Genomic DNA, 18,402 nt, shown 5'->3' on the forward strand with positions numbered 1-18,402 from the left:
AAAACTACGCGCTGCCAACAAGAGAAATAAGATGAGTGATCACCTGATTTGGCGTGATACCTTCAGCTTGTGCGTGGTAGCTACGCAATAAACGGTGACGCAGCACTGGGAAGGCCATCGTTTGTACGTCTTCAGGAGTCACATAGTCACGGCCAGACAACCATGCATGAGCACGCGCACAGCGATCGAGCGCAATAGTGGCACGAGGACTAACCCCCATCTCTAACCATTGAGCTAGCTGTGGGCTGTATTTTTCTGGCTGACGAGTTGCCATAACCAGTCTCACAATATATTGCTCAATGCTCTCAGCCATGTGCACGTTAAGCACTTCTTGTCTCGCTTCAAATACGGCTTGTTGTGGCATTGGTTCTGGCTGATCGAGTGCTTGGCCTTGAGCCTCACCTCGATTTAAGCGCAGAATCGCCAGCTCACTTTCCATATCTGGGTAAGCGACATCAAGGTGCAGTAGAAAACGGTCGAGCTGTGCTTCTGGCAACGGGTAGGTGCCTTCTTGCTCAATCGGGTTTTGCGTCGCCATGACGAGAAAAAGCTCTGGTAGTGGGTAAGTCTTGCGCCCGGCTGTCACTTGTTTTTCTGCCATTGCCTCTAGCATTGCAGCTTGTACCTTCGCGGGGGCTCGGTTGATTTCATCGGCAAGAATCAAAGAGTTAAAAATTGGCCCCGCCTGAAAGGTAAAGTCCCCCGTCTCAGGGCGGAAGATATCCGTTCCGGTTAGATCGGCAGGCAATAAGTCCGGCGTAAATTGAATACGGTGGAAGTCACCTTCTACGCAATCTGCAAGCGATTTAACGGCGCGAGTTTTTGCCAAGCCCGGTGGCCCTTCAACCAAAATGTGACCATCGGCGAGCAGCGCAACCATCAGCTGTTTAACCAGCTCCTGTTGTCCAATGATTTGAGCCTCTAGATAAGTTTTCAGCGTGTTGAAGGCGTTTGAATGCATGACGTTGTCTCGGAGTGTCTTGTATTGAAGTTGAAATTTTCTGTGTAATCACAGTGTATTAGCTACTTGGTTAGAAAATCTAGCCAAAAGTTCCGCAGAATGTTAAGAACTAACAAAGAACTGATTTTGATTGATGGTTTTATCTTCAATTCAGTGATAACAATCAAAATAACAAATATTTTTAAGCGGAAGAACGTATTGTTTTTTCGTCTTTTACTGACATTTACACGCATATTGGTAGCAATGTTTGTCGTTCCAAACGTTTGCTTAAAGGTCATTGAGACTTATAGGTGTAGTGTTGCTATACGCTAAAGCTTATGAATAATTGGCCGATATAAGTGAGTTACAATTTTACTTGCCCAATTTAGGTGTAGAGAGATGTTCAATTTAAATTCAATGAGTATTAAGCAGAAAGTGGTTGCCGGAATCACTTTTGCGGTACTAGCGTCAACGGTTATCGTTGGTGCAATGGCACAGCGCCAAGCTAGAGACGTATTAAGCCACCGTTTGGTGGATATCGAGCTTCCGGGCTTACTCGAGCGCATCAATGGCGAAATCGACCGTGAAGTATCGCAACTGCTACTTGCAGCTGAGCAAGTGGCCTCTAATGAGTTCATTGCTGATGCGATTGAATCAACCTATCGCGATCCTGAAGTTGAAGCAAAGCTAGTTAAGCAGCTCAATAATGTTCGTAATCAGTACCAGTTGAATGATGCCTCGGTGGCAAACCGAGAAACGGCTTACTACTGGAACCAAAATGGCTTTCTACGCCAGCTTAACCAACAACAAGATGGTTGGTTCTTTGGCTTTACTCAATCTGGTCAACCGACCATGGTGAGCATGTTCCAAGAAGCGAACGGCGAAGTGAAGATGTTCGCGAACTACCAGCAACCTGCTGGCACGGCGATGTCAGGTCTGTCTAAGTCAATGGATGACATGGTTAGTCTATTGAATAGCTTCAAGATTGAGAATACCGGTTTTGTATTTCTAACCGACAGCCAAGGTGATGTACAAATTCACCGTGACAGAGCACGCAGCGATTCATCTCTACAACAACTATATGGCGCTCAAGCCAGCCAACTGTTGAACAAATCTGGCTTTAACCTGATCACGACTGAATTCCAAGGCCAAGAGCTGTTTGTTGCAAGTCTTTATGTATCTTCAATGGATTGGTTCGTTATCGGTGTGGTTCCAACGTCTGAAGTGTTTGCTGAACTTGATGCAACCGCACAGAAGATGCTGATCATGACTGTGATTGTCGCTCTAGTGTTCATCTTTATGGGCTTCTTATTAGCAAACAGTATCACCAAGCCAATTAAACTTCTTTCTGAGCGCTTTACTGACCTAGGTAAAGGCGATGGCGATCTGTCGCAGCGTATCGAAGTAAAAGGTAACGACGAGATTGCACAGCTATCTGCAGGCTTTAATGGCTTCATCGAAAAGATTCACCTATCGATGAAAGAGGTATGCGAAACCAGCCAAGCGCTGCAAGTTGCGGCGGAAAGCGTATCGAGCAAAGCCCACATAACGCATGACAACAGCCAAGAGCAGCGTGACCAAACCATCCAAGTGGTAGCGGCAATCAACCAGATGGGTATGACCATCAGCGAGATCGCGTCTAACGCGGCAACGGCGGCAGAAACAGCGACTCACGCATCTGACAATACTGAAGTCGGTCGTGAAGTGGTGAACAAAGCGAAAGATGCAATCAGCCGACTGGCTCAAGACATTGAAAGCACAGGTCAGGTAATCGAGCAGCTAGCGTCAACCACTCAAGACATCGGCTCAATTCTTGGTGTAATTCGTGATATTTCTGAGCAGACTAACCTACTGGCACTTAACGCAGCGATTGAAGCAGCGCGTGCTGGTGAGCAAGGTCGTGGCTTTGCCGTGGTAGCGGATGAGGTTCGTAACCTAGCAAGCCGCACTGCAGATTCAACGGAAGAGATTCAGAAGATGATTAACCAGCTGCAGAGCGATGCGAAAGACGCAGTGACGGCAATGAGTGCTGGCAAGATCATTACGATGGAAGGTGTAACTGCTTCTGATGAGGCGGTTGAAGTGCTAGGTGGTATCTCTGATCGAATCCTAGACATCACTGATCGTAACACTCAAGTGGCGACAGCGACTGAAGAGCAATCAACAGTGGTTCACACCATCAACCAGAACATCGAAGAGATCAACGCGATTAACGAAGTCACGACGGGTACAGCCGAACAACTGGCTGATGCAAGCCAAGAGCTACGTTCGCTCTCTTCTCGTCTTGATAAGATGGTTGGCTCATTCAAGCTTTAAGCTTTTAGTTTTAAAATATTGATTTGCGCATCGGCCTTACCTTAGTTTTTGGGGTAAGGCCAAAGCACCTAGCATCATTGCTTAGAAATGAGTAAAATTGTCTTAGTATTAATGTTTAGGTAAGAAAAAATCATGAGCGATTTTGAAAAAGAACTTGAGCTTATGTCTCAAGAGATGGGCGACGAGCCAGAAGTGAAACTACCGTCACTAGAAGAGCAAAAAGCCGTTGTTGCTGAGCTTAAGCGTCTAGAAGCGGAAGGTAAACTGACACCAGAAGTACTAGAAGAGCACTTCGGTAAGTTCAACCAAAAGAACACACCAATCCACTAATCTGGTCGGTGTCGGGGCAAACCCCTAAAGAATGACAAAGGTCTAGCGAATGCTGGGCCTTTTTTGTAGGCGCTGACAGGGCTTTTAGATGGTTTGGAGTAGGGGAGTAGAACCTCCTTCTAGGTGACTCATGTTGGTCATCTAGCTGATATCAATTCACCCTACCTTTGAGACAAAAAAATCCCTCACGAGGAGGGATTTTGATAGGGCAATTTATTCTTAGAAACAGAGCTCGAATCTATCGTCGAGGCTTACTCTGTACCTTTTTCTACGTATAGACGACGACATGCTTTACCGTCGCTGTGGAATAGGTGACAACGGTGCGCTGGGATACCGATAGCAAGCTTGTCGCCTACTTCAACGTCTAATGTATCTGGTTGACGGAAGATAACGTCAGCATCTGCACTCTCTAGGTTTAAGTAAACCTGAGTTTCGTTACCTAGTTTCTCAACAATCATCACTTCGCCTTCGATGGTTGCGTCGCCGTTTTCTGCAGACAGCAAGTGCTCAGGACGAACACCCAGTGACATACGGTCACCAACGTTAACTGTCGTGCCATCTACTGGAATCCAGAAAGTCATGCCGTTTGAAAGTTGAACCATTACACGCTCAGACTCTACTGCTTCAATGTGAACAGACATGAAGTTCATCTTAGGTGAACCGATGAAGCCTGCTACGAAGCGGTTTTGAGGGTAGTGGTATAGGTCAAGAGGCTTACCGACTTGAGATACGTAACCGCCATCAAGAACAACGATTTTGTCTGCCATCGTCATTGCTTCTACTTGGTCGTGCGTTACGTAAATCATGGTACAACCAAGCTGACGTTGTAGCTTAGTGATTTGAGAACGCATTTGAACACGTAGCGCCGCATCTAGGTTAGACAGAGGCTCATCCAGTAGGAATACGTTTGGTTGAGAAACCAGAGTACGACCGATAGCAACACGCTGACGTTGACCTCCAGAAAGTGCTTTTGGTTGACGCTCTAGTAAGTGACCTAGCTGTAGGATTTCGGCAGCATGTTCAACACGTTTGTCGATCTCAGCCTTGTCTGCTTTTGCCAGCTTAAGACCGAAAGACATGTTGTCGTATAGGTTTAGGTGAGGGTATAGAGCGTAAGATTGGAATACCATGCCCACGCCGCGCTTAGATGGCTCAACGTCGTTCATACGCTGGTCGCCAATGTACAAATCACCTGAAGTGATATCTTCTAGACCTGCGATACAGCGCAATAGTGTCGATTTACCACAACCTGATGGTCCAACGAATACTACAAACTCACCTTCGTTGATCTCTAAGTTTACGTCCTTAGAAATCTGTACATCACCATATGATTTATAAACGTTTTTTAACGTGACACTCGCCATCTAGCTCGTCCTCGATCGATCAAATTTTAAAATCTACTGCTTATCATTATAAGAGATTATTGGGTCAGCAGTAACTGTAGGAATTGGTAAGCATTGAGTGTGTAAGAAAAAACGGGTGTGCTTGGTGGTTTCAATAAATTATCAGTCCAACCAAGCACACCCTCATAGCCAAGCAGATGTCTCTTTCCCCCACATCAAGCTAAACCTCCCCCGTGATTCCATCACTGGTTTAGCTTGATGCTTAATTTAAGACAAAAGCGGGCAATGCAAGCCAACAAGTATTGTTCGGTCTATATAAGAGCAACAAACAAGTGCCGGTAAAGGGTTCTTACTATCCACTCTTGGATGACTGCAGTTTCGGTGAATCCAAGAAAGAGTACATCCTCCTAATGAAAAATTAACGAGGGGGAGTAGGAGGGGAGGAGTAGATATATAGGGTCAAAGGGAATAAGCGATCCACTTCAAATAAATTCATCGGATAACGGTGATATTGATCACGGTGCTTACGCATTTTGTGATTTTGCTCTCTAAACCGACCCGATGATGATCACGAATTTAAGCCATAATAGCTGGGGCGTAGTGGCTAGGATGATGAGCTTAAGACGGTTTTTTCAGATCATACCTATCGAAAACTGGCTCGTCTTAAATGAATGCGCCCTACGTATAAATATAAAAAGGATATTAACATGAAAAACGCTCTAAGCGCTGTAGCTCTAGGTACAATAGTTGCTCTGGGTTCTTTCGGTGCAAACGCTGCTATCGAAGAAGGTCAACTAACTATCTGGGTAGGTGGTGATAAAGCTTACGAAGGCATGGCAGAAGTAGGTAAACGCTTTGAAGAAGATACTGGCGTAAAAGTAACCGTTGCTTTCCCAGACAAACTAGAAGAGAAGTTCTCTCAAGTTGCTGCGGCTGGTGATGGTCCAGACATGATCTTCTACGCACACGACCGTTTTGGTGGTTTTGCAGAAGCGGGTCTTCTAGTGGATATCAAACCTTCTAAAGAAACTAAAGAAGGTATCGTAGATTTCGCATGGGACGCAGTGTCTTACGAAGGTAAAACAATTGCATACCCTGTAGCCGTTGAGTCAGTTTCTCTAATTTACAACAAAGCACTTATCGAAACGCCGCCTAAGTCTTGGGAAGAAATTCCAGCACTTAACGCTGAGCTACAAAAAGACGGTAAGAAAGCGATCATGTGGCCTCTACGTGGTGGCGCATACTTCACATGGCCTCTACTTGCAGCAGACGGCGGTTACGCATTCAAGCAAGGCGCTGAAGGTTACGACATTAAAGACGCTGGTGTAGCGACTGACGGTGTTCAGAAGTCTCTAGGTTTCATCGAGAAGATGGTACAAGACAAAGTGATCTCTGCAGACATGGACTACTCTGTTGCAGAATCTGAGTTCGTTGCAGGTAACGTTGCAATGACAATCAACGGCCCTTGGGGCTGGGCAAACATCGAGAAATCTGGCGTAGATTACGGTGTTGCGACTCTACCTAAGTTCAACGGTAAAGCATCTAAGCCTTTCGTTGGTGTTTGGGCGGGTGGTATCAGCACGGCTTCTCCTAACCGTGACCTAGCGGTTGAGTTCATGGAAAACTACCTGCTAACAGATGAAGGTCTTAAGAGCCTGAACGATGACAAGCCACTAGGTGCAGTAGCACTTAACTCTTTCCAACGTCAACTAGACAGCGACACGCGTATCGCAGCAACAATGGACAACGCGATGAACGGCGAAATCATGCCTAACATCCCTCAGTTCACAACGTTCTGGTACAGCATGGAAGAAGCAATTGGTAACGTGGTTGACGGTCGTCAATCTGTAGACCAAGCTCTGAAAGCTGCTGAAACACGTATGACTAAATAATATCGACGAAACACCCTTTTAAGGAGGGGGCAACCCCTCCTTACTTTTCTATTTTATATATCGCTAGCAGGTTCCTCTATGCAGTCAGTTCAAGGTACAGATGCTATTCCAGCACCAACAAGCCTTCCAGGAAGTAAAAGCGTCTTCATTAAGTGGGGATTGCTTGGTAGCGTAGGCTTAATCAATGGCTACGCTACAATCCTAATGTATTCTCGCGGTGAGCTCGCATTCGCGTTGCTTACAGTGATCCTAACGGCTTTAGCTCTTTACGTTTTCGGTAGCAAGAAAACTTACGCACACCGTTATATCTACCCTGGTATTGCCGGAATGATTCTATTCATTCTCTTCCCTTTGGCTTATACCGTCGGTCTTGCGTTCACTAACTACAGTGCAAAAAACCAACTTTCGCTTGAGCGTACTCAAAGCGTCCTAATGGACCGTACGTTCCAAAGCGGTGACAGCTTCCCATTTACTCTGTACAAAACAGATAACGGCCATCAAATCGTGGTTAAAGATGGTGAGCAGCTTCTGGCGACGGATGAGTTCTCGCTTGATAACTTGAACATCAGTGATATGGATCTTGCGGTTATCGATGCGGCTCAAGGCGAAAAAGAGAAGATCAAAACGATCATCCAAAATCGCACAGCAATCAGTGCTATCGACTTCCACCTTCCAACGGGTGAAGACATCCGCATGAGCGGCTTACGTAAGTTTGCTGCAGTTGCTCCGCTTTACACAATGCAAGATGATGGCGAAACACTTTACAACAATGAGACCGGTCAAACTCTAAAACCAAATATGGAAGTGGGTTTCTACCAACCAGTTGATGAAAACGGCACGTTTGTTGGTAACACTATCTCTCCGGGCTTTGTGGTTGAAATCGGTACGGCTAACTTTGAGCGTGTTTGGAAAGACGAAGGCATCAAAGAACCTTTCATCAGCATCTTTATTTGGACGGTTGTATTCTCGATTTGTACTGTGGCCTTCACTCTGGCGATCGGTTTGATTCTTGCGAACATCGTGCAATGGGAAGAACTAAAAGGCCGCGCTGTTTATCGTGTACTACTGATTCTGCCTTACGCTGTACCTGCGTTTATCTCAATCCTTATCTTTAAAGGTTTGTTCAACCAGAGCTTTGGTGAAATCAACATGGTGCTAGAGAGCATCTTCGGTCTTAAGCCGAACTGGTTCTCTGATCCAATCTTAGCTAAGACCATGGTGTTGATTGTAAACACGTGGCTAGGTTTCCCTTACATGATGATCCTATGTATGGGTCTATTGAAGGCTATTCCTGATGACCTATACGAAGCGTCTGCGATCGATGGTGCGAACTTTATCGACAACTTCAAGCGCATCACGTTCCCGTTAATGATTAAGCCATTAACACCGCTACTGATTGCAGCGTTTGCATTCAACTTCAACAACTTCGTAATGATTCAGCTGTTGACGAACGGTGGTCCAAACATGATTGGTACTTCTGAGCCTGCGGGTTACACAGACTTGCTTGTAAGCTACACGTACCGAATCGCGTTTGAAGGCGGCGGCGGTCAAGACTTCGGTCTAGCAAGTGCTATCGCAACGCTTATCTTCCTACTAGTAGGTGCCCTAGCGTTACTAAACCTTCGTTTCACTAAACTGTCTCAAGATTAAGGAGCACGACAATGGCAATGGTACAAGGTAAAAGCCTGAAATACCGAGTGTGGGCAACGCATATTGCGCTGTGGTGCTTCCTAGCACTGATTATCTTCCCACTACTGATGATCATCGCGATCTCATTCCGTGAAGGTAACTTTGCAACAGGTAGCTTGATTCCAGAAAACCCATCACTGGAGCACTGGAAACTAGCACTGGGTATCCCAGTAACTAACGCAGATGGCTCGGTAACACCACCTCCGTTCCCAGTACTAACTTGGCTATGGAACTCAGTAAAAGTTGCAGGTATCACATCAATCCTTATTGTTGCACTGTCTACCACATCGGCTTACGCATTTGCTCGTATGCGCTTTAAAGGTAAAGAGACAATCCTAAAAGCGATGATGATTTTCCAGATGTTCCCAGCGGTATTAGCACTGGTTGCAATCTACGCGTTGTTCGACAAACTAGGTCAGTACATTCCGTTCCTAGGCTTGAATACACACGGTGGTCTTATCTTCTCTTACCTAGGGGGTATTGCACTGCACGTTTGGACAATCAAAGGTTACTTTGAAACGATTGATAACTCTCTAGAAGAAGCAGCAGCACTAGACGGTGCTACGCCATGGCAAGCATTCCGATTGGTACTACTACCACTGTCTGTGCCAATTCTAGCGGTAGTATTCATCCTATCGTTCATCGGTGTTGTTGGTGAGGTTCCGGTTGCATCTATCCTGCTTTCAGATGTGAACTCTTACACGCTAGCGGTAGGTATGCAGCAGTACCTATACCCACAAAACTACCTATGGGGTGACTTTGCGGCAGCAGCAGTACTATCGGCACTTCCTATCACTATCGTCTTCCTATTAGCGCAACGCTGGCTAGTTGGTGGTTTGACGGCAGGTGGTGTAAAAGGATAAGCTAGAGCTTATAAGAAAGACAAAGAGCGACCGCAAGGTCGCTCTATATTGGCATTTTTATTACATCATTTGGTTTGGCCGCCGATCAGTAATAAAAATAACCCTCAGGTTACGCATAGCTGGCTACTAATCAGGTTCCTTACGCTATTCAATGATTAGTGGTTTTTGTAACTCTAACCCAGGTATTTACTTGGGTTTTTTTATGCCTATAAGAACCCCTTTCCTTTAAAAGAGCTTACCTAGCTCTAAGAGTTTTTAACCCCTATAAGAGAAGATTAACCCTTCCTTTATCTTGGTAGCACATCACATCTCTAGTAATGAATCACAGAGTCAGTATAAATAGGCAAAAGTGAATTGATACTTTGGTCAAAGCCCACTGCGTGAGACTTCAATGAAAGTCATGCAACAATGATTCTTGTTGCATAAATTTTGTATGGCAAGGCGTTTGAAGACTTGAATAGAAGATAGAGTAGGGTGTTTATCAATAGTTTGGTATTTATAAACAACTGAAATATATCGGGTTAGAGTTCTCTATTGGAAGGAGCACAGCCGAGATGTTGCAGCAATACATAGATACTCTCTTGGTCTAACGCGACACGCCTAAATAGATCGGCAAAGGTATTATCACCACCAAAACAGGTTTGGATGTAGTGATTAATCTCTTCTTCATTGTAGCCTTCTACATATAGGGTTCTGACCCATTGATATTCAACCGCCTTAAGGTTGTTTAGGGTCGATTCACTCAGAGTGGTGCGCGTAACGCTCAAAAGGTGCTCCAGAAATACAGTACGATCCATTTTAGATGGCAGTATTTAAGCAGAGCTAAATGACGACTTTATTACAGTTATATTTTTTTACTGAATAGTGGTTTATTGCGGATTTGGAATGGAAGTAAGGTCGCACAAGACTCAGCAGCCAGTGCAACCTTTTGGATGATAAGCTATTTTAAGTATTTGACGTGAGCTTCCATCTCTTCGCCAATTTCTTTACGCATGTTCATTAGGCGAACTGCAGAGTCGCGCAGTTCAATATCTTCTGGCGTTTCTGGCACCCATTCTGGCACTTTGGTTGGGAGGCCGTTCTCATCAACTGCAACCATGATAACAATACAGTGGGTGGTTAGGCGGTTGTTAAGCTCTTTGGGGTCGCTGGCTTGCACGTCGATAGCGATATGCATAGACGAAGAGCCTGTGTAAATAACCTTAGCACTTACTTCGACCAAGTTACCTACGTGAATCGGTGCGACAAAGCGAATACCGCCTGCGTAAGCAGTAATACAATATTTGCCACTCCAGCCGGCTGAACAAGCATAGGCCGCCAAATCGATCCATTTCATCACGGCGCCACCGTGAACTTTACCACCAAAGTTAACATCTCCGGGCTCAGCTAAAAAACGAAGGGTTACGTCGCGTTTCCCGTTTTGACTACTGCTCATCTTAAGTCCTTTTTATTCTTATGTTGTACTGCAACAACTATGTTACTTACCAATAACATATACTTTAGTCGTAGGAATTAAAAGCAGAGTTTGTTGGTTGAGCAGGGAAATATTGAGGTTGGAGGAGTTATTAAAATTCGCGGCTGCAGATATGAAAAAACACCGAAGTATCAGTTCGGTGTTTTTCAATTGTGGGGCTGGTAATCTAGCCTCTCGTTTTTAAGCCAACTAACCGTTGTTCATCTGGTTAATTAAATCGCATGTTATACTGATAGCCGTGTTATTACTAGCCATTCTTCGATTATTTCATTACAAAATATAGGTCTTTCGCGTAGATGTTCCCCTTGGGATTGTTTATTGGTAGACCCTTCAATGTGTTACGTACCAAACGAGTGTGGTTGTAGTGATAAAGAGGGATCACTGCCGCTGATTCATTGAGTAGCGCCTCGGCTTGCTGGTATACCTTGAAGCGCTCATCTTGTTGGGTAATAACACTTGCTTGCTGCATCAGTTTATCGAATTCTGGGTTGCAATAGCCGCTTTCATTGGCTGTATGCCCGCAGGTGAAGCCCTCAAGTAGAGCAGACGGTTCAGGGTAGTCGCCAAATGCCCAAGAGCGAGCCAGTTGGTAGTCGCCAGAGCTTTTTGCGGCGACATAAGCTTTCCACTCCATGTTTTCTAATTCCACCTTCACACCCAATGGCTTCCACATTGAAGCGATGGCCAGTGCGATTTTCTTGTGGTTCTCACTGGTGTTGTAGGTCAACTTGAAGGTGAGAGGGTTGTTTTGATCGTACCCCGCTTCATTTAACAGTTGCTTCGCTTGCTTGAGGCGCTGGTTTGTATCTAACTGTTTGAATTCCGACGTCGGCGCTTGGTAATTTGGGATGTTGTTCGGAGTCACACTGTATGCTTCTGGCTCACCTTGACCAGTGATCTTATCGACCAAGATCTCGCGGTTCACCGCCATACTTAATGCCTGACGAACGTTTACATTGTCGAAAGGAGCTTGGCGTGTGTTGAACGAATAAACGTAAGAGCCTAGCAGAGCTTGTGCCTTGATTTGCTCTGGATTTTCTTGAATAAGCTTTTGATAGTATTCGAGCTGAACTCGGTTGGTCATATCAATTTCACCGGATTGATAACGAATCAGCTCCGCATTTTGTGATGATAAGCCTAGGTAAGTCACACCGTTGATTACGGTTGCGTCATTGTCCCAATATTTAGGGTTACGCTCTACTTTCACATACTCGTTTGGCACCCATTCAGAGAGCGTGTAAGCGCCATTTGTAGTTATGTTTTCTGGGCGTGTCCAACGCTCCCCTTTCTCCTTCACTAGCTGACTTGGCACAGGGAAGAAGGTCTTGATGCTCATTAAGCTCATGAAATAGGGCGTAGGTTTACTTAGCGTGATTTCGACAGTGAGCGGGTCGAGCGCTTTAATCCCCAATTCTGAAGGCGCTTTATTGCCAGCGATGATCTCTTCAGCATTAAGTACGTTAGCTGTCTTGAATACAAAGCTGGTGTTATTACCGGTTGTTGGGTTGACGGCACGTTGCCAAGCAAATACGAAATCATCTGCGGTGACAGGCGAACCATTCGACCACTCAAGTCCTTTTTTTAGGGTGAAGGTGACTGTCTTACCGCCATTGCTAAAACGCCAATCTTGAGCTTGACCGGGGATGATCTGCCCGTCTCGATTCTCAATTACGAAGCCTTCAAACATGTCATTAACGATGATATCGCCCGGCATACCTGAATTAACAAAAGTAGGATCCAGTGTATTGGGTTCAGCGCCATTACCGCGGACAAAATGTTGCTCGCTGGAGAGAAGGACATCTGATGGAACCTGTGCGGCCATTGTGGAAGCTGAGCCTAACGCCAATAGAGTAGGAACAAGAATAGAGAGGGGTGATTTAGTCATTGTAATTCCTTTACGACTTAAACAGAACTTTATGCATTAAAACGGAATAATTACAATGTTGCAACAAATAGTAGGGGTATTATTGATAGATAACAGTATGGGGTTCTAAAGTGATTTGAAAAGAAAAAGTGAAGCAAGCACAAGGTCTCGTTTCGCCTCTAGGGATCAGTTTATTAAAGATTGGTTTCTGTGGTGGCTCCTAGCTGAAGGGCTTTACTGAAACCTCACCCTCTTCGTATTAACTCTGCTGAGGAATGGCTTCCTTGACCACTTGCTTTCTTTTGATTTGGGCCATAATTACACCAGAGATAACCATGATGCCGCCCATGAAGTGGTAGTCATGTACCGTTTCACCAAGCCAAGTTGCTGCAAGAACGACGGCGACAACAGGCAGCAAGTTCATGAACATAGCACTGGAGTCTGCACCAATTGCGTCGATGGCTTTTACCCACATCCAAGGTGCTAATACCGAGGCCGCTATCGCAGCGTAAGCGATAAGTGGTAGCGATTCTTGTGAAGGCATCAACTGTTCGCTAGTTAGCCATAGTGGCGTTAACATCGCGACTGCAAACAAGCCTTGCATGTAAATCACCACCCAATTGCTTACTGGCATCTTCCAGCGTTTAAGCAGTACACAGTAAGAGGCGTAGACAAGAGCCGCAATCAACATGTAGCCATCACCTTGGGTAAGCTCTTGGTGCAAGAAAAACAGTGGGTCACCTTTACCCAACATAAACGCCAAACCTGATAGCGACAGCACACCGCCGACAATGCTCAGACCTGAAATTGATTTGTGTAGCAGTGGGACACTCAGAAATACACTAATCAATGGCACTAATGAGGTAATCAGCGCCATGTTTGATGCGCTGGTGGTAAGGCCAGCATAGTAACCAAGAGATTGATTCAACACCATTCCCAGTAAGGCCAGAAATGCTAGCTTAGTCAGATTCGGTTTAATTGCAGGCCACTGTTTAATCGCGCTTGGCAAACAGAAGGGCGTAAGAATGAGCATGGCGACAAACCAACGGAAGAAACTCATTGCGCTTGGTTCGATAACGCTCGCCGCCATCTTATTCACAATGGCATTGGCACCCCAGATACAAACAGTAAAAAATGGCAGAAGATATGACATGTGAATTCCATCGCAGAATGAGTTGATGTGCGTAGTTTGACAGGTCGTTACACTTACAGATATCTTTAAAAAGACATCGAACGCGATAGGAAGACAAGTTTGAAAAAACAATCAAGAAACCTTCACCCCTCCTTATCAATTGATAAGGCTCCATCCAACGTATTTATGAATTTTGAAGCGTTTCTTTCTAATACCGAAACACGAGTGCACAGCCATCCTTGGGGACAAGTGCAGCTGATCAGCGGAGGAATATTAGAGATGGAAGCGGAGGGAACCCGATTCTTAGCTCCGCCACACCTTGCGATTTGGGTACCGGCTGGCGTGATGCACTGCAGTTACAACCGCAAGCCATTAGATTACTGTTCGCTGAATATTGCACCAGAGCTGACTCAGCACCTTCCAGAAAAGACCAGCCTAATCAAGATTACACCGATCGTGTCGTCGATCATTGATGACTTTCGAGATAGGGGAGTTAATGTTGCAGAGAGCGAACCAGATAAGCGTTTAGTGCAGGTCTTGCTTGATCAATTGGCTGAGCGACAGGTTGAACACCACTTCCTGCCATCGACAGACAATAAGTACTTAGCCCCAATCCTAGCAGCGATTGAAGAAAACCCAACCGATGAGATCTCTCTAAAAGATTGGGCTGAACGCGTTCACACCACAGAGCGTACCTTGTCACGCCATTGCCAAAGTGAATTAGGCATGAGCTTCACCGAGTGGCGCTTGCGCGTTCGCTATCTCTACTCAATGGATCTGCTCCGTAATGGTCAATCGGTGAAAGAGGTTGCGCTAACTCTAGGTTATAACCAAGCCAGCCCTTTCATCTCAATGTTTAAAAAGTATTCCGGACAGACACCAGAGCAATATAAGAATCGCTTGTTGTAACAGGTTTTGTGTCAGCAAGTTTTTGCTCTTTAGCCACCTCTAATAAGGTGGTATCGCTTCAACGAACAACAGCGGTAAATGAGCTCTTAAACCACTCACAAAAGTCATAAGCCAGCGATAGAGTGTTATGCTTGCTGACACTCTTTGTCGGGGAGAACTTTGTTGATGACTAGCATAGCTACAAAAATGTAGGCCATTGCGAAAGCTATTTGAGTCAACCTGACAAAAATTTTCCCTTCTGCATCATCCATAATCGGCCCCAATGAGACGCCACATACAACCGTAAAGGCGGTCATGGCGGTGGCAGCGAGCGCGTTTCCCTTTAGCAGTTGCTGGGCTAATAGCGCGTAGCCAAGCAAGAGCACAAGAGCAAGCAATGGAAGAAATGGCGCGATAACCGTGACTTCATAAGCCAACACGGCCATTAAACCACCAGCGATATTGCCAATCATGGCACCTTTTATCATGTCGAAATTGTTGTTAGAGCTGGCGGCGAACTGAGTGACTTGTACGGCAAGGTAGGTGAGCGTGAACGCACTAACACTGCTCGTAATAAATGAGAAAGCCACAAATGGCAAAAATGCCATGCTTAGCCGTAGCCAGCGTCTGTTTTCGCAATAGTTGTCATCAGGTTTTGGAGATGATTGCGCCGAATCATCCGCGGGTAGTAGATAGAACGCGAGGCTACTGACTAGCCATGCAATGACTAGATTGTGCGGCAGCCAAATAGCAAGATCCCAAGCGATATCTGGGTCCGACTTCATCTGCAATGGAATCAGCAGCGCGCCAAGTAGCGCCATAACCACTGTGAGTATGTCTTTTTTGACCACTAGAATCTTGTACGACAACACGACCCCAATAAAAACCAACAGTAACGTTGCGCCCGGATAAAAGCGCGTGGTCGCAGAGAGATACCACGCGCCAATCATATAAACGTAAGCGACGATAATCAGCTTGATAGCATACTGAACGGGCACTGGCTTCGGGCTTAGAATAAACAGGCTAGTGAGTACCGCCCCGACAAAAGATAGCTTCCAACCTACCACCAACCCCAAGACAAAAATAAGCCAAGGAGTGAGGGTAACTCGGAGTCCATATCTGAGTTTAGAATCTGATAACAACATCGACATATCGACTAGTAGAGGTAGCTAAACAGAGACATAACCCTGATATAGGCAGATGCTAACAGGTTCATCATTGTGTTGTCGCCAGTGTAAATGATGACGTCTGCTTGACCATTGAGGAACAGCTTAACGTCATCATCGGCATTGGCTGTTCGGTATTCAGTTAGTACGATTCTGATAGGGAATCTTTGTGGCTCTCTCAGCCAGTTGTTGTTGGCGGTCGGGTTGGGAAGACCATCAGCCCCTAGGTTGTCGTGAAAGGCGGCTGAAACAATGCTTTCCACTTCCCCTTCAAACACTCGTCCTGGGTGTGTATCTAACACAACACTGACGCTGTCGCCTGCATCGATTTTGCCGACATTGTTTTCTGTCATGTAGGCTTCTATCCAGATATCTCTGCCATCAATAAACGTCATTATTGGTTGACCTGCTTGTGCGTGAGCCCCTGCAGCAACTGACAAATTGACCACGCCACCATCGGATGGTGCTCTCAATTCAGTGTAAGTCAGTTCGAGTTCAGCTTGCGCAAGGTTCACTAAAGCAGAGCGAACCTTTGGGTTGTCCTCGCCATCGCTGCCCAGTCGCGATGCAGCACTCTTGTACTCTGCACGAGCAACCTCGACGGCGCTTTCAGCATCAGACAGGCTTGCTCTTGCTTCATCTGCTTTGGCTTTAGGAATCAGCCTTTTTCTTTCTAACTCAAGCCATCTTGCTGTCTGAACTTTGACACTTTCTAGATTAGCTTGTTGTCGAATTAACTGTGCTTGTGCACGTTCAACTTCAGACGAAGAGGCACCAACATCTTGAGTGGCGGTCTCTAGTTCCGCTTTTCTTCTTTCGAGAACAAGTTCAAATGGACGAGGATCGATACGAGCGAGTAGAGCGCCTGCTTTTACCGCTTCGGTATTCACAGCTTGTATATCGATGACAGTCCCGCTCACCATCGGAATGATAGGCGTCACGACGGCTTTTACTCTGGCGTTGGAAGTAAACGGTGTGGTTCTGTCTGCGCCGACATACCAAAGAAAAATAACCACGGCGAGGCAAGCGACGATCTTTACGAATCTATCCATTATTCTTTATCACTGTAATTAAGGAATGGTTGTTGAGTGAGGAGAGAGCGGTAAGCATGGTCACCGCTCTATTTGGTTGGCTTAGCTGTCTGCGCTCGTTTCCTGTTGTTCAATGACAGCTTGTGTTGCGGTATCACTTTCCGTCGCTACCCACGCCATGAATACTTGGTAGCCTGCTGCGAGGAAGGCTGCACCGATGAACATACCCAGGATTCCACCTGACATCATACCGCCGATAGCACCAATGAGAACGACAGGCATTGGTACCGCTAGGCCTCTACCAAGTACCATTGGTTTTAGGAAGTTGTCAGTTAAGCTAGCTGCAATCATCAACACTGTGAAGATGGTGTTGTGTAAGGTTGAGGTGTCGTTTCCTGACCAAAGTAGAGCCGAAGCAACAATAGCAACCAAGGTCACTGGGATCTGACAGATAGCAAATACAAGCGCCACAATAGTCAGTAGCGGTGCCGCAGGTACCGATGCAAGATTAACAGTAAGGCCGAATACCAAAGCGGTTAAGAAAGCGATGCCGATAATACCGATCGCCACTTGACGAATGGTTGCGGTTGTCAGTTTATGTAGCTCCGCACCACGTTGCTCGTTGGAGAAGCTGATGAATATCTTCTTGATTGAGAGAGTGGCTGGTTGCGCCCAAGCGAGCATGATGCCTGCGATAATAATGGCTCCGATCAGCAGAAATACACTCTTCGCCGCGCCACTTGCTGTTTCAACAAACCAATTCAATACTTCTTTGATTTGAGGCTGACGATCTTCTACGAAGCCTGTGAAATCAAGGGATGCTTCTTTCCAAACATCATAGATATTGGCGCCGATGATCGGCCAGTCTTTGACACTCTCGGTTGGTGCTGGTAGTACAAGAGTGCCTGCCTCATAGGCATCAAACGCTAGTAAGATGTTTGTTGCGAATGCATTACCAACTAAAGCAGTTGGCACACCCAGTATTAAGACCCCTATGATGGCAATCAGGGTTGAGCTTCTTGCTGGTGTCCACTTGGTCTTCTTTTCAATGAATAGGCGAACAGGGTAAAGTGCAATTGCCAGTACTAGCGCCCATAGTAAAATAGGCAGGAACGGAAGAAATGCCCAAGAACAAACGATGATGATAAATGCTAGTGTGGAAAATCGGATCAAAGACTTGGTGAATGCATTAGATATCACAACTTCTAAATCTTCGTTATTTCTCATGAGTGGTTCCCATATAAAAGTGACGTTTTCTGGTGACTGTGCTGAGTGCGTTTATACTTCATTGATGCCAATTGCAGTCGTTGCAAGTAGGCATACGATTTAACTGTGTTAATAAAAAAATTAGTTTACTTTTGTAGTAAATTCAAAAAATTAATGAAGTAATGGCTCGCAATTTTTGAAAATTTTAACCACTTTATTTATGTGAATTTGGCATTTTACGCCAAACGGTTAGATTTTAATGGTTGTC

General features: G+C 45.6%; 15 protein-coding genes. 6 read left to right on the plus strand and 9 right to left on the minus strand.

Going from position 1 to position 18,402, the window contains the following annotated elements; translation table 11 throughout:
- Nucleotides 1-4 precede the first annotated feature (4 nt).
- Nucleotides 5-961, minus strand: coding sequence for a MoxR family ATPase (locus KI655_RS03020; protein WP_285401615.1), 957 nt, complete (start codon nucleotides 959-961; stop codon nucleotides 5-7).
- 378 nt (nucleotides 962-1,339) lie between these two features.
- Here KI655_RS03020 and KI655_RS03025 point away from each other — a divergent pair, with 378 nt between their 5' ends.
- Together KI655_RS03025 and KI655_RS03030 are read left to right on the plus strand one after the other, a co-directional pair.
- A complete protein-coding gene (locus KI655_RS03025; protein WP_285401616.1) occupies nucleotides 1,340-3,256 on the plus strand; it encodes a methyl-accepting chemotaxis protein in 1,917 nt (638 codons plus the stop codon).
- 132 nt (nucleotides 3,257-3,388) lie between these two features.
- Nucleotides 3,389-3,586, plus strand: coding sequence for a hypothetical protein (locus KI655_RS03030; RefSeq protein WP_032550492.1), 198 nt, complete (start codon nucleotides 3,389-3,391; stop codon nucleotides 3,584-3,586).
- Nucleotides 3,587-3,837: 251 nt separating this feature from the next.
- On the opposite strand, the gene malK is transcribed toward KI655_RS03030, so the two are convergent.
- On the minus strand, nucleotides 3,838-4,950 hold the full coding sequence (malK, locus tag KI655_RS03035) for a maltose/maltodextrin ABC transporter ATP-binding protein MalK (protein WP_285401617.1): 1,113 nt from the start codon (nucleotides 4,948-4,950) through the stop codon (nucleotides 3,838-3,840).
- Nucleotides 4,951-5,636: 686 nt separating this feature from the next.
- Between malK and malE the strand changes: the two genes are divergently transcribed.
- The 3 genes from malE (at nucleotide 5,637) to malG (ending at nucleotide 9,373) form a co-directional block, all read left to right on the plus strand.
- Nucleotides 5,637-6,821, plus strand: a complete 1,185-nt coding sequence (malE, locus tag KI655_RS03040; protein WP_285401618.1) for a maltose/maltodextrin ABC transporter substrate-binding protein MalE — start codon at nucleotides 5,637-5,639, stop codon at nucleotides 6,819-6,821.
- A 78-nt stretch (nucleotides 6,822-6,899) separates the two neighbouring features.
- A complete protein-coding gene (malF, locus tag KI655_RS03045) occupies nucleotides 6,900-8,471 on the plus strand; it encodes a maltose ABC transporter permease MalF (protein WP_285401619.1) in 1,572 nt (523 codons plus the stop codon).
- A gap of 11 nt (nucleotides 8,472-8,482) precedes the next feature.
- Nucleotides 8,483-9,373 carry a maltose ABC transporter permease MalG gene (gene malG, locus KI655_RS03050; RefSeq protein ID WP_239839628.1) on the plus strand — a complete coding sequence of 297 codons (891 nt, stop codon included), beginning with the start codon at nucleotides 8,483-8,485 and terminating at the stop codon, nucleotides 9,371-9,373.
- A 521-nt stretch (nucleotides 9,374-9,894) separates the two neighbouring features.
- Here the strand turns inward: malG and KI655_RS03055 are convergent.
- From KI655_RS03055 to KI655_RS03070, 4 genes are all read right to left on the minus strand, one after another.
- Entirely contained in the window at nucleotides 9,895-10,140 is a 246-nt protein-coding gene (locus KI655_RS03055; protein ID WP_285401620.1) for a hypothetical protein, read from the minus strand.
- Between the two features lie 173 nt (nucleotides 10,141-10,313).
- Nucleotides 10,314-10,808, minus strand: coding sequence for an acyl-CoA thioesterase (locus tag KI655_RS03060; RefSeq protein ID WP_285401621.1), 495 nt, complete (start codon nucleotides 10,806-10,808; stop codon nucleotides 10,314-10,316).
- Between the two features lie 301 nt (nucleotides 10,809-11,109).
- Nucleotides 11,110-12,732 (minus strand): ABC transporter substrate-binding protein, encoded by a 1,623-nt coding sequence (locus tag KI655_RS03065; protein WP_285401622.1) that lies wholly within the window; start codon nucleotides 12,730-12,732, stop codon nucleotides 11,110-11,112.
- Between the two features lie 238 nt (nucleotides 12,733-12,970).
- Nucleotides 12,971-13,864 carry a DMT family transporter gene (locus KI655_RS03070; RefSeq protein WP_285401623.1) on the minus strand — a complete coding sequence of 298 codons (894 nt, stop codon included), beginning with the start codon at nucleotides 13,862-13,864 and terminating at the stop codon, nucleotides 12,971-12,973.
- A 99-nt stretch (nucleotides 13,865-13,963) separates the two neighbouring features.
- Here KI655_RS03070 and KI655_RS03075 point away from each other — a divergent pair, with 99 nt between their 5' ends.
- A complete protein-coding gene (locus KI655_RS03075) occupies nucleotides 13,964-14,752 on the plus strand; it encodes a helix-turn-helix domain-containing protein (RefSeq protein WP_285401624.1) in 789 nt (262 codons plus the stop codon).
- A gap of 125 nt (nucleotides 14,753-14,877) precedes the next feature.
- On the opposite strand, the gene KI655_RS03080 is transcribed toward KI655_RS03075, so the two are convergent.
- The 3 genes from KI655_RS03080 to KI655_RS03090 form a co-directional block, all read right to left on the minus strand.
- Nucleotides 14,878-15,882: a DUF2955 domain-containing protein gene (locus tag KI655_RS03080; protein ID WP_306416435.1), complete on the minus strand. Its 1,005-nt coding sequence runs from the start codon at nucleotides 15,880-15,882 to the stop codon at nucleotides 14,878-14,880.
- 5 nt (nucleotides 15,883-15,887) lie between these two features.
- Complete coding sequence (locus KI655_RS03085) at nucleotides 15,888-16,949, minus strand: HlyD family secretion protein (RefSeq protein ID WP_285401627.1); 1,062 nt, start codon at nucleotides 16,947-16,949, stop codon at nucleotides 15,888-15,890.
- An 81-nt stretch (nucleotides 16,950-17,030) separates the two neighbouring features.
- Nucleotides 17,031-18,155, minus strand: a complete 1,125-nt coding sequence (locus tag KI655_RS03090) for an AI-2E family transporter (protein ID WP_285401629.1) — start codon at nucleotides 18,153-18,155, stop codon at nucleotides 17,031-17,033.
- Nucleotides 18,156-18,402: the final 247 nt, after the last annotated feature.

The organism is Vibrio sp. D404a, assembly GCF_030248535.1.
GTDB lineage: Bacteria > Pseudomonadota > Gammaproteobacteria > Enterobacterales > Vibrionaceae > Vibrio.

Excerpts from the sequence above, each read along its gene's own strand:
- KI655_RS03020 (WP_285401615.1), bottom strand. The coding sequence starts at position 961 with ATGCATTCAAACGCCTTCAACACGCTGAAAACTTATCTAGAGGCTCAA.
- KI655_RS03025 (WP_285401616.1), top strand. The coding sequence starts at position 1,340 with ATGTTCAATTTAAATTCAATGAGTATTAAGCAGAAAGTGGTTGCCGGA.
- KI655_RS03030 (WP_032550492.1), top strand. The coding sequence starts at position 3,389 with ATGAGCGATTTTGAAAAAGAACTTGAGCTTATGTCTCAAGAGATGGGC.
- malK (WP_285401617.1), bottom strand. The coding sequence starts at position 4,950 with ATGGCGAGTGTCACGTTAAAAAACGTTTATAAATCATATGGTGATGTA.
- malE (WP_285401618.1), top strand. The coding sequence starts at position 5,637 with ATGAAAAACGCTCTAAGCGCTGTAGCTCTAGGTACAATAGTTGCTCTG.
- malF (WP_285401619.1), top strand. The coding sequence starts at position 6,900 with ATGCAGTCAGTTCAAGGTACAGATGCTATTCCAGCACCAACAAGCCTT.
- malG (WP_239839628.1), top strand. The coding sequence starts at position 8,483 with ATGGCAATGGTACAAGGTAAAAGCCTGAAATACCGAGTGTGGGCAACG.
- KI655_RS03060 (WP_285401621.1), bottom strand. The coding sequence starts at position 10,808 with ATGAGCAGTAGTCAAAACGGGAAACGCGACGTAACCCTTCGTTTTTTA.
- KI655_RS03065 (WP_285401622.1), bottom strand. The coding sequence starts at position 12,732 with ATGACTAAATCACCCCTCTCTATTCTTGTTCCTACTCTATTGGCGTTA.
- KI655_RS03070 (WP_285401623.1), bottom strand. The coding sequence starts at position 13,864 with ATGTCATATCTTCTGCCATTTTTTACTGTTTGTATCTGGGGTGCCAAT.
- KI655_RS03080 (WP_306416435.1), bottom strand. The coding sequence starts at position 15,882 with ATGTCGATGTTGTTATCAGATTCTAAACTCAGATATGGACTCCGAGTT.
- KI655_RS03085 (WP_285401627.1), bottom strand. The coding sequence starts at position 16,949 with ATGGATAGATTCGTAAAGATCGTCGCTTGCCTCGCCGTGGTTATTTTT.
- KI655_RS03090 (WP_285401629.1), bottom strand. The coding sequence starts at position 18,155 with ATGAGAAATAACGAAGATTTAGAAGTTGTGATATCTAATGCATTCACC.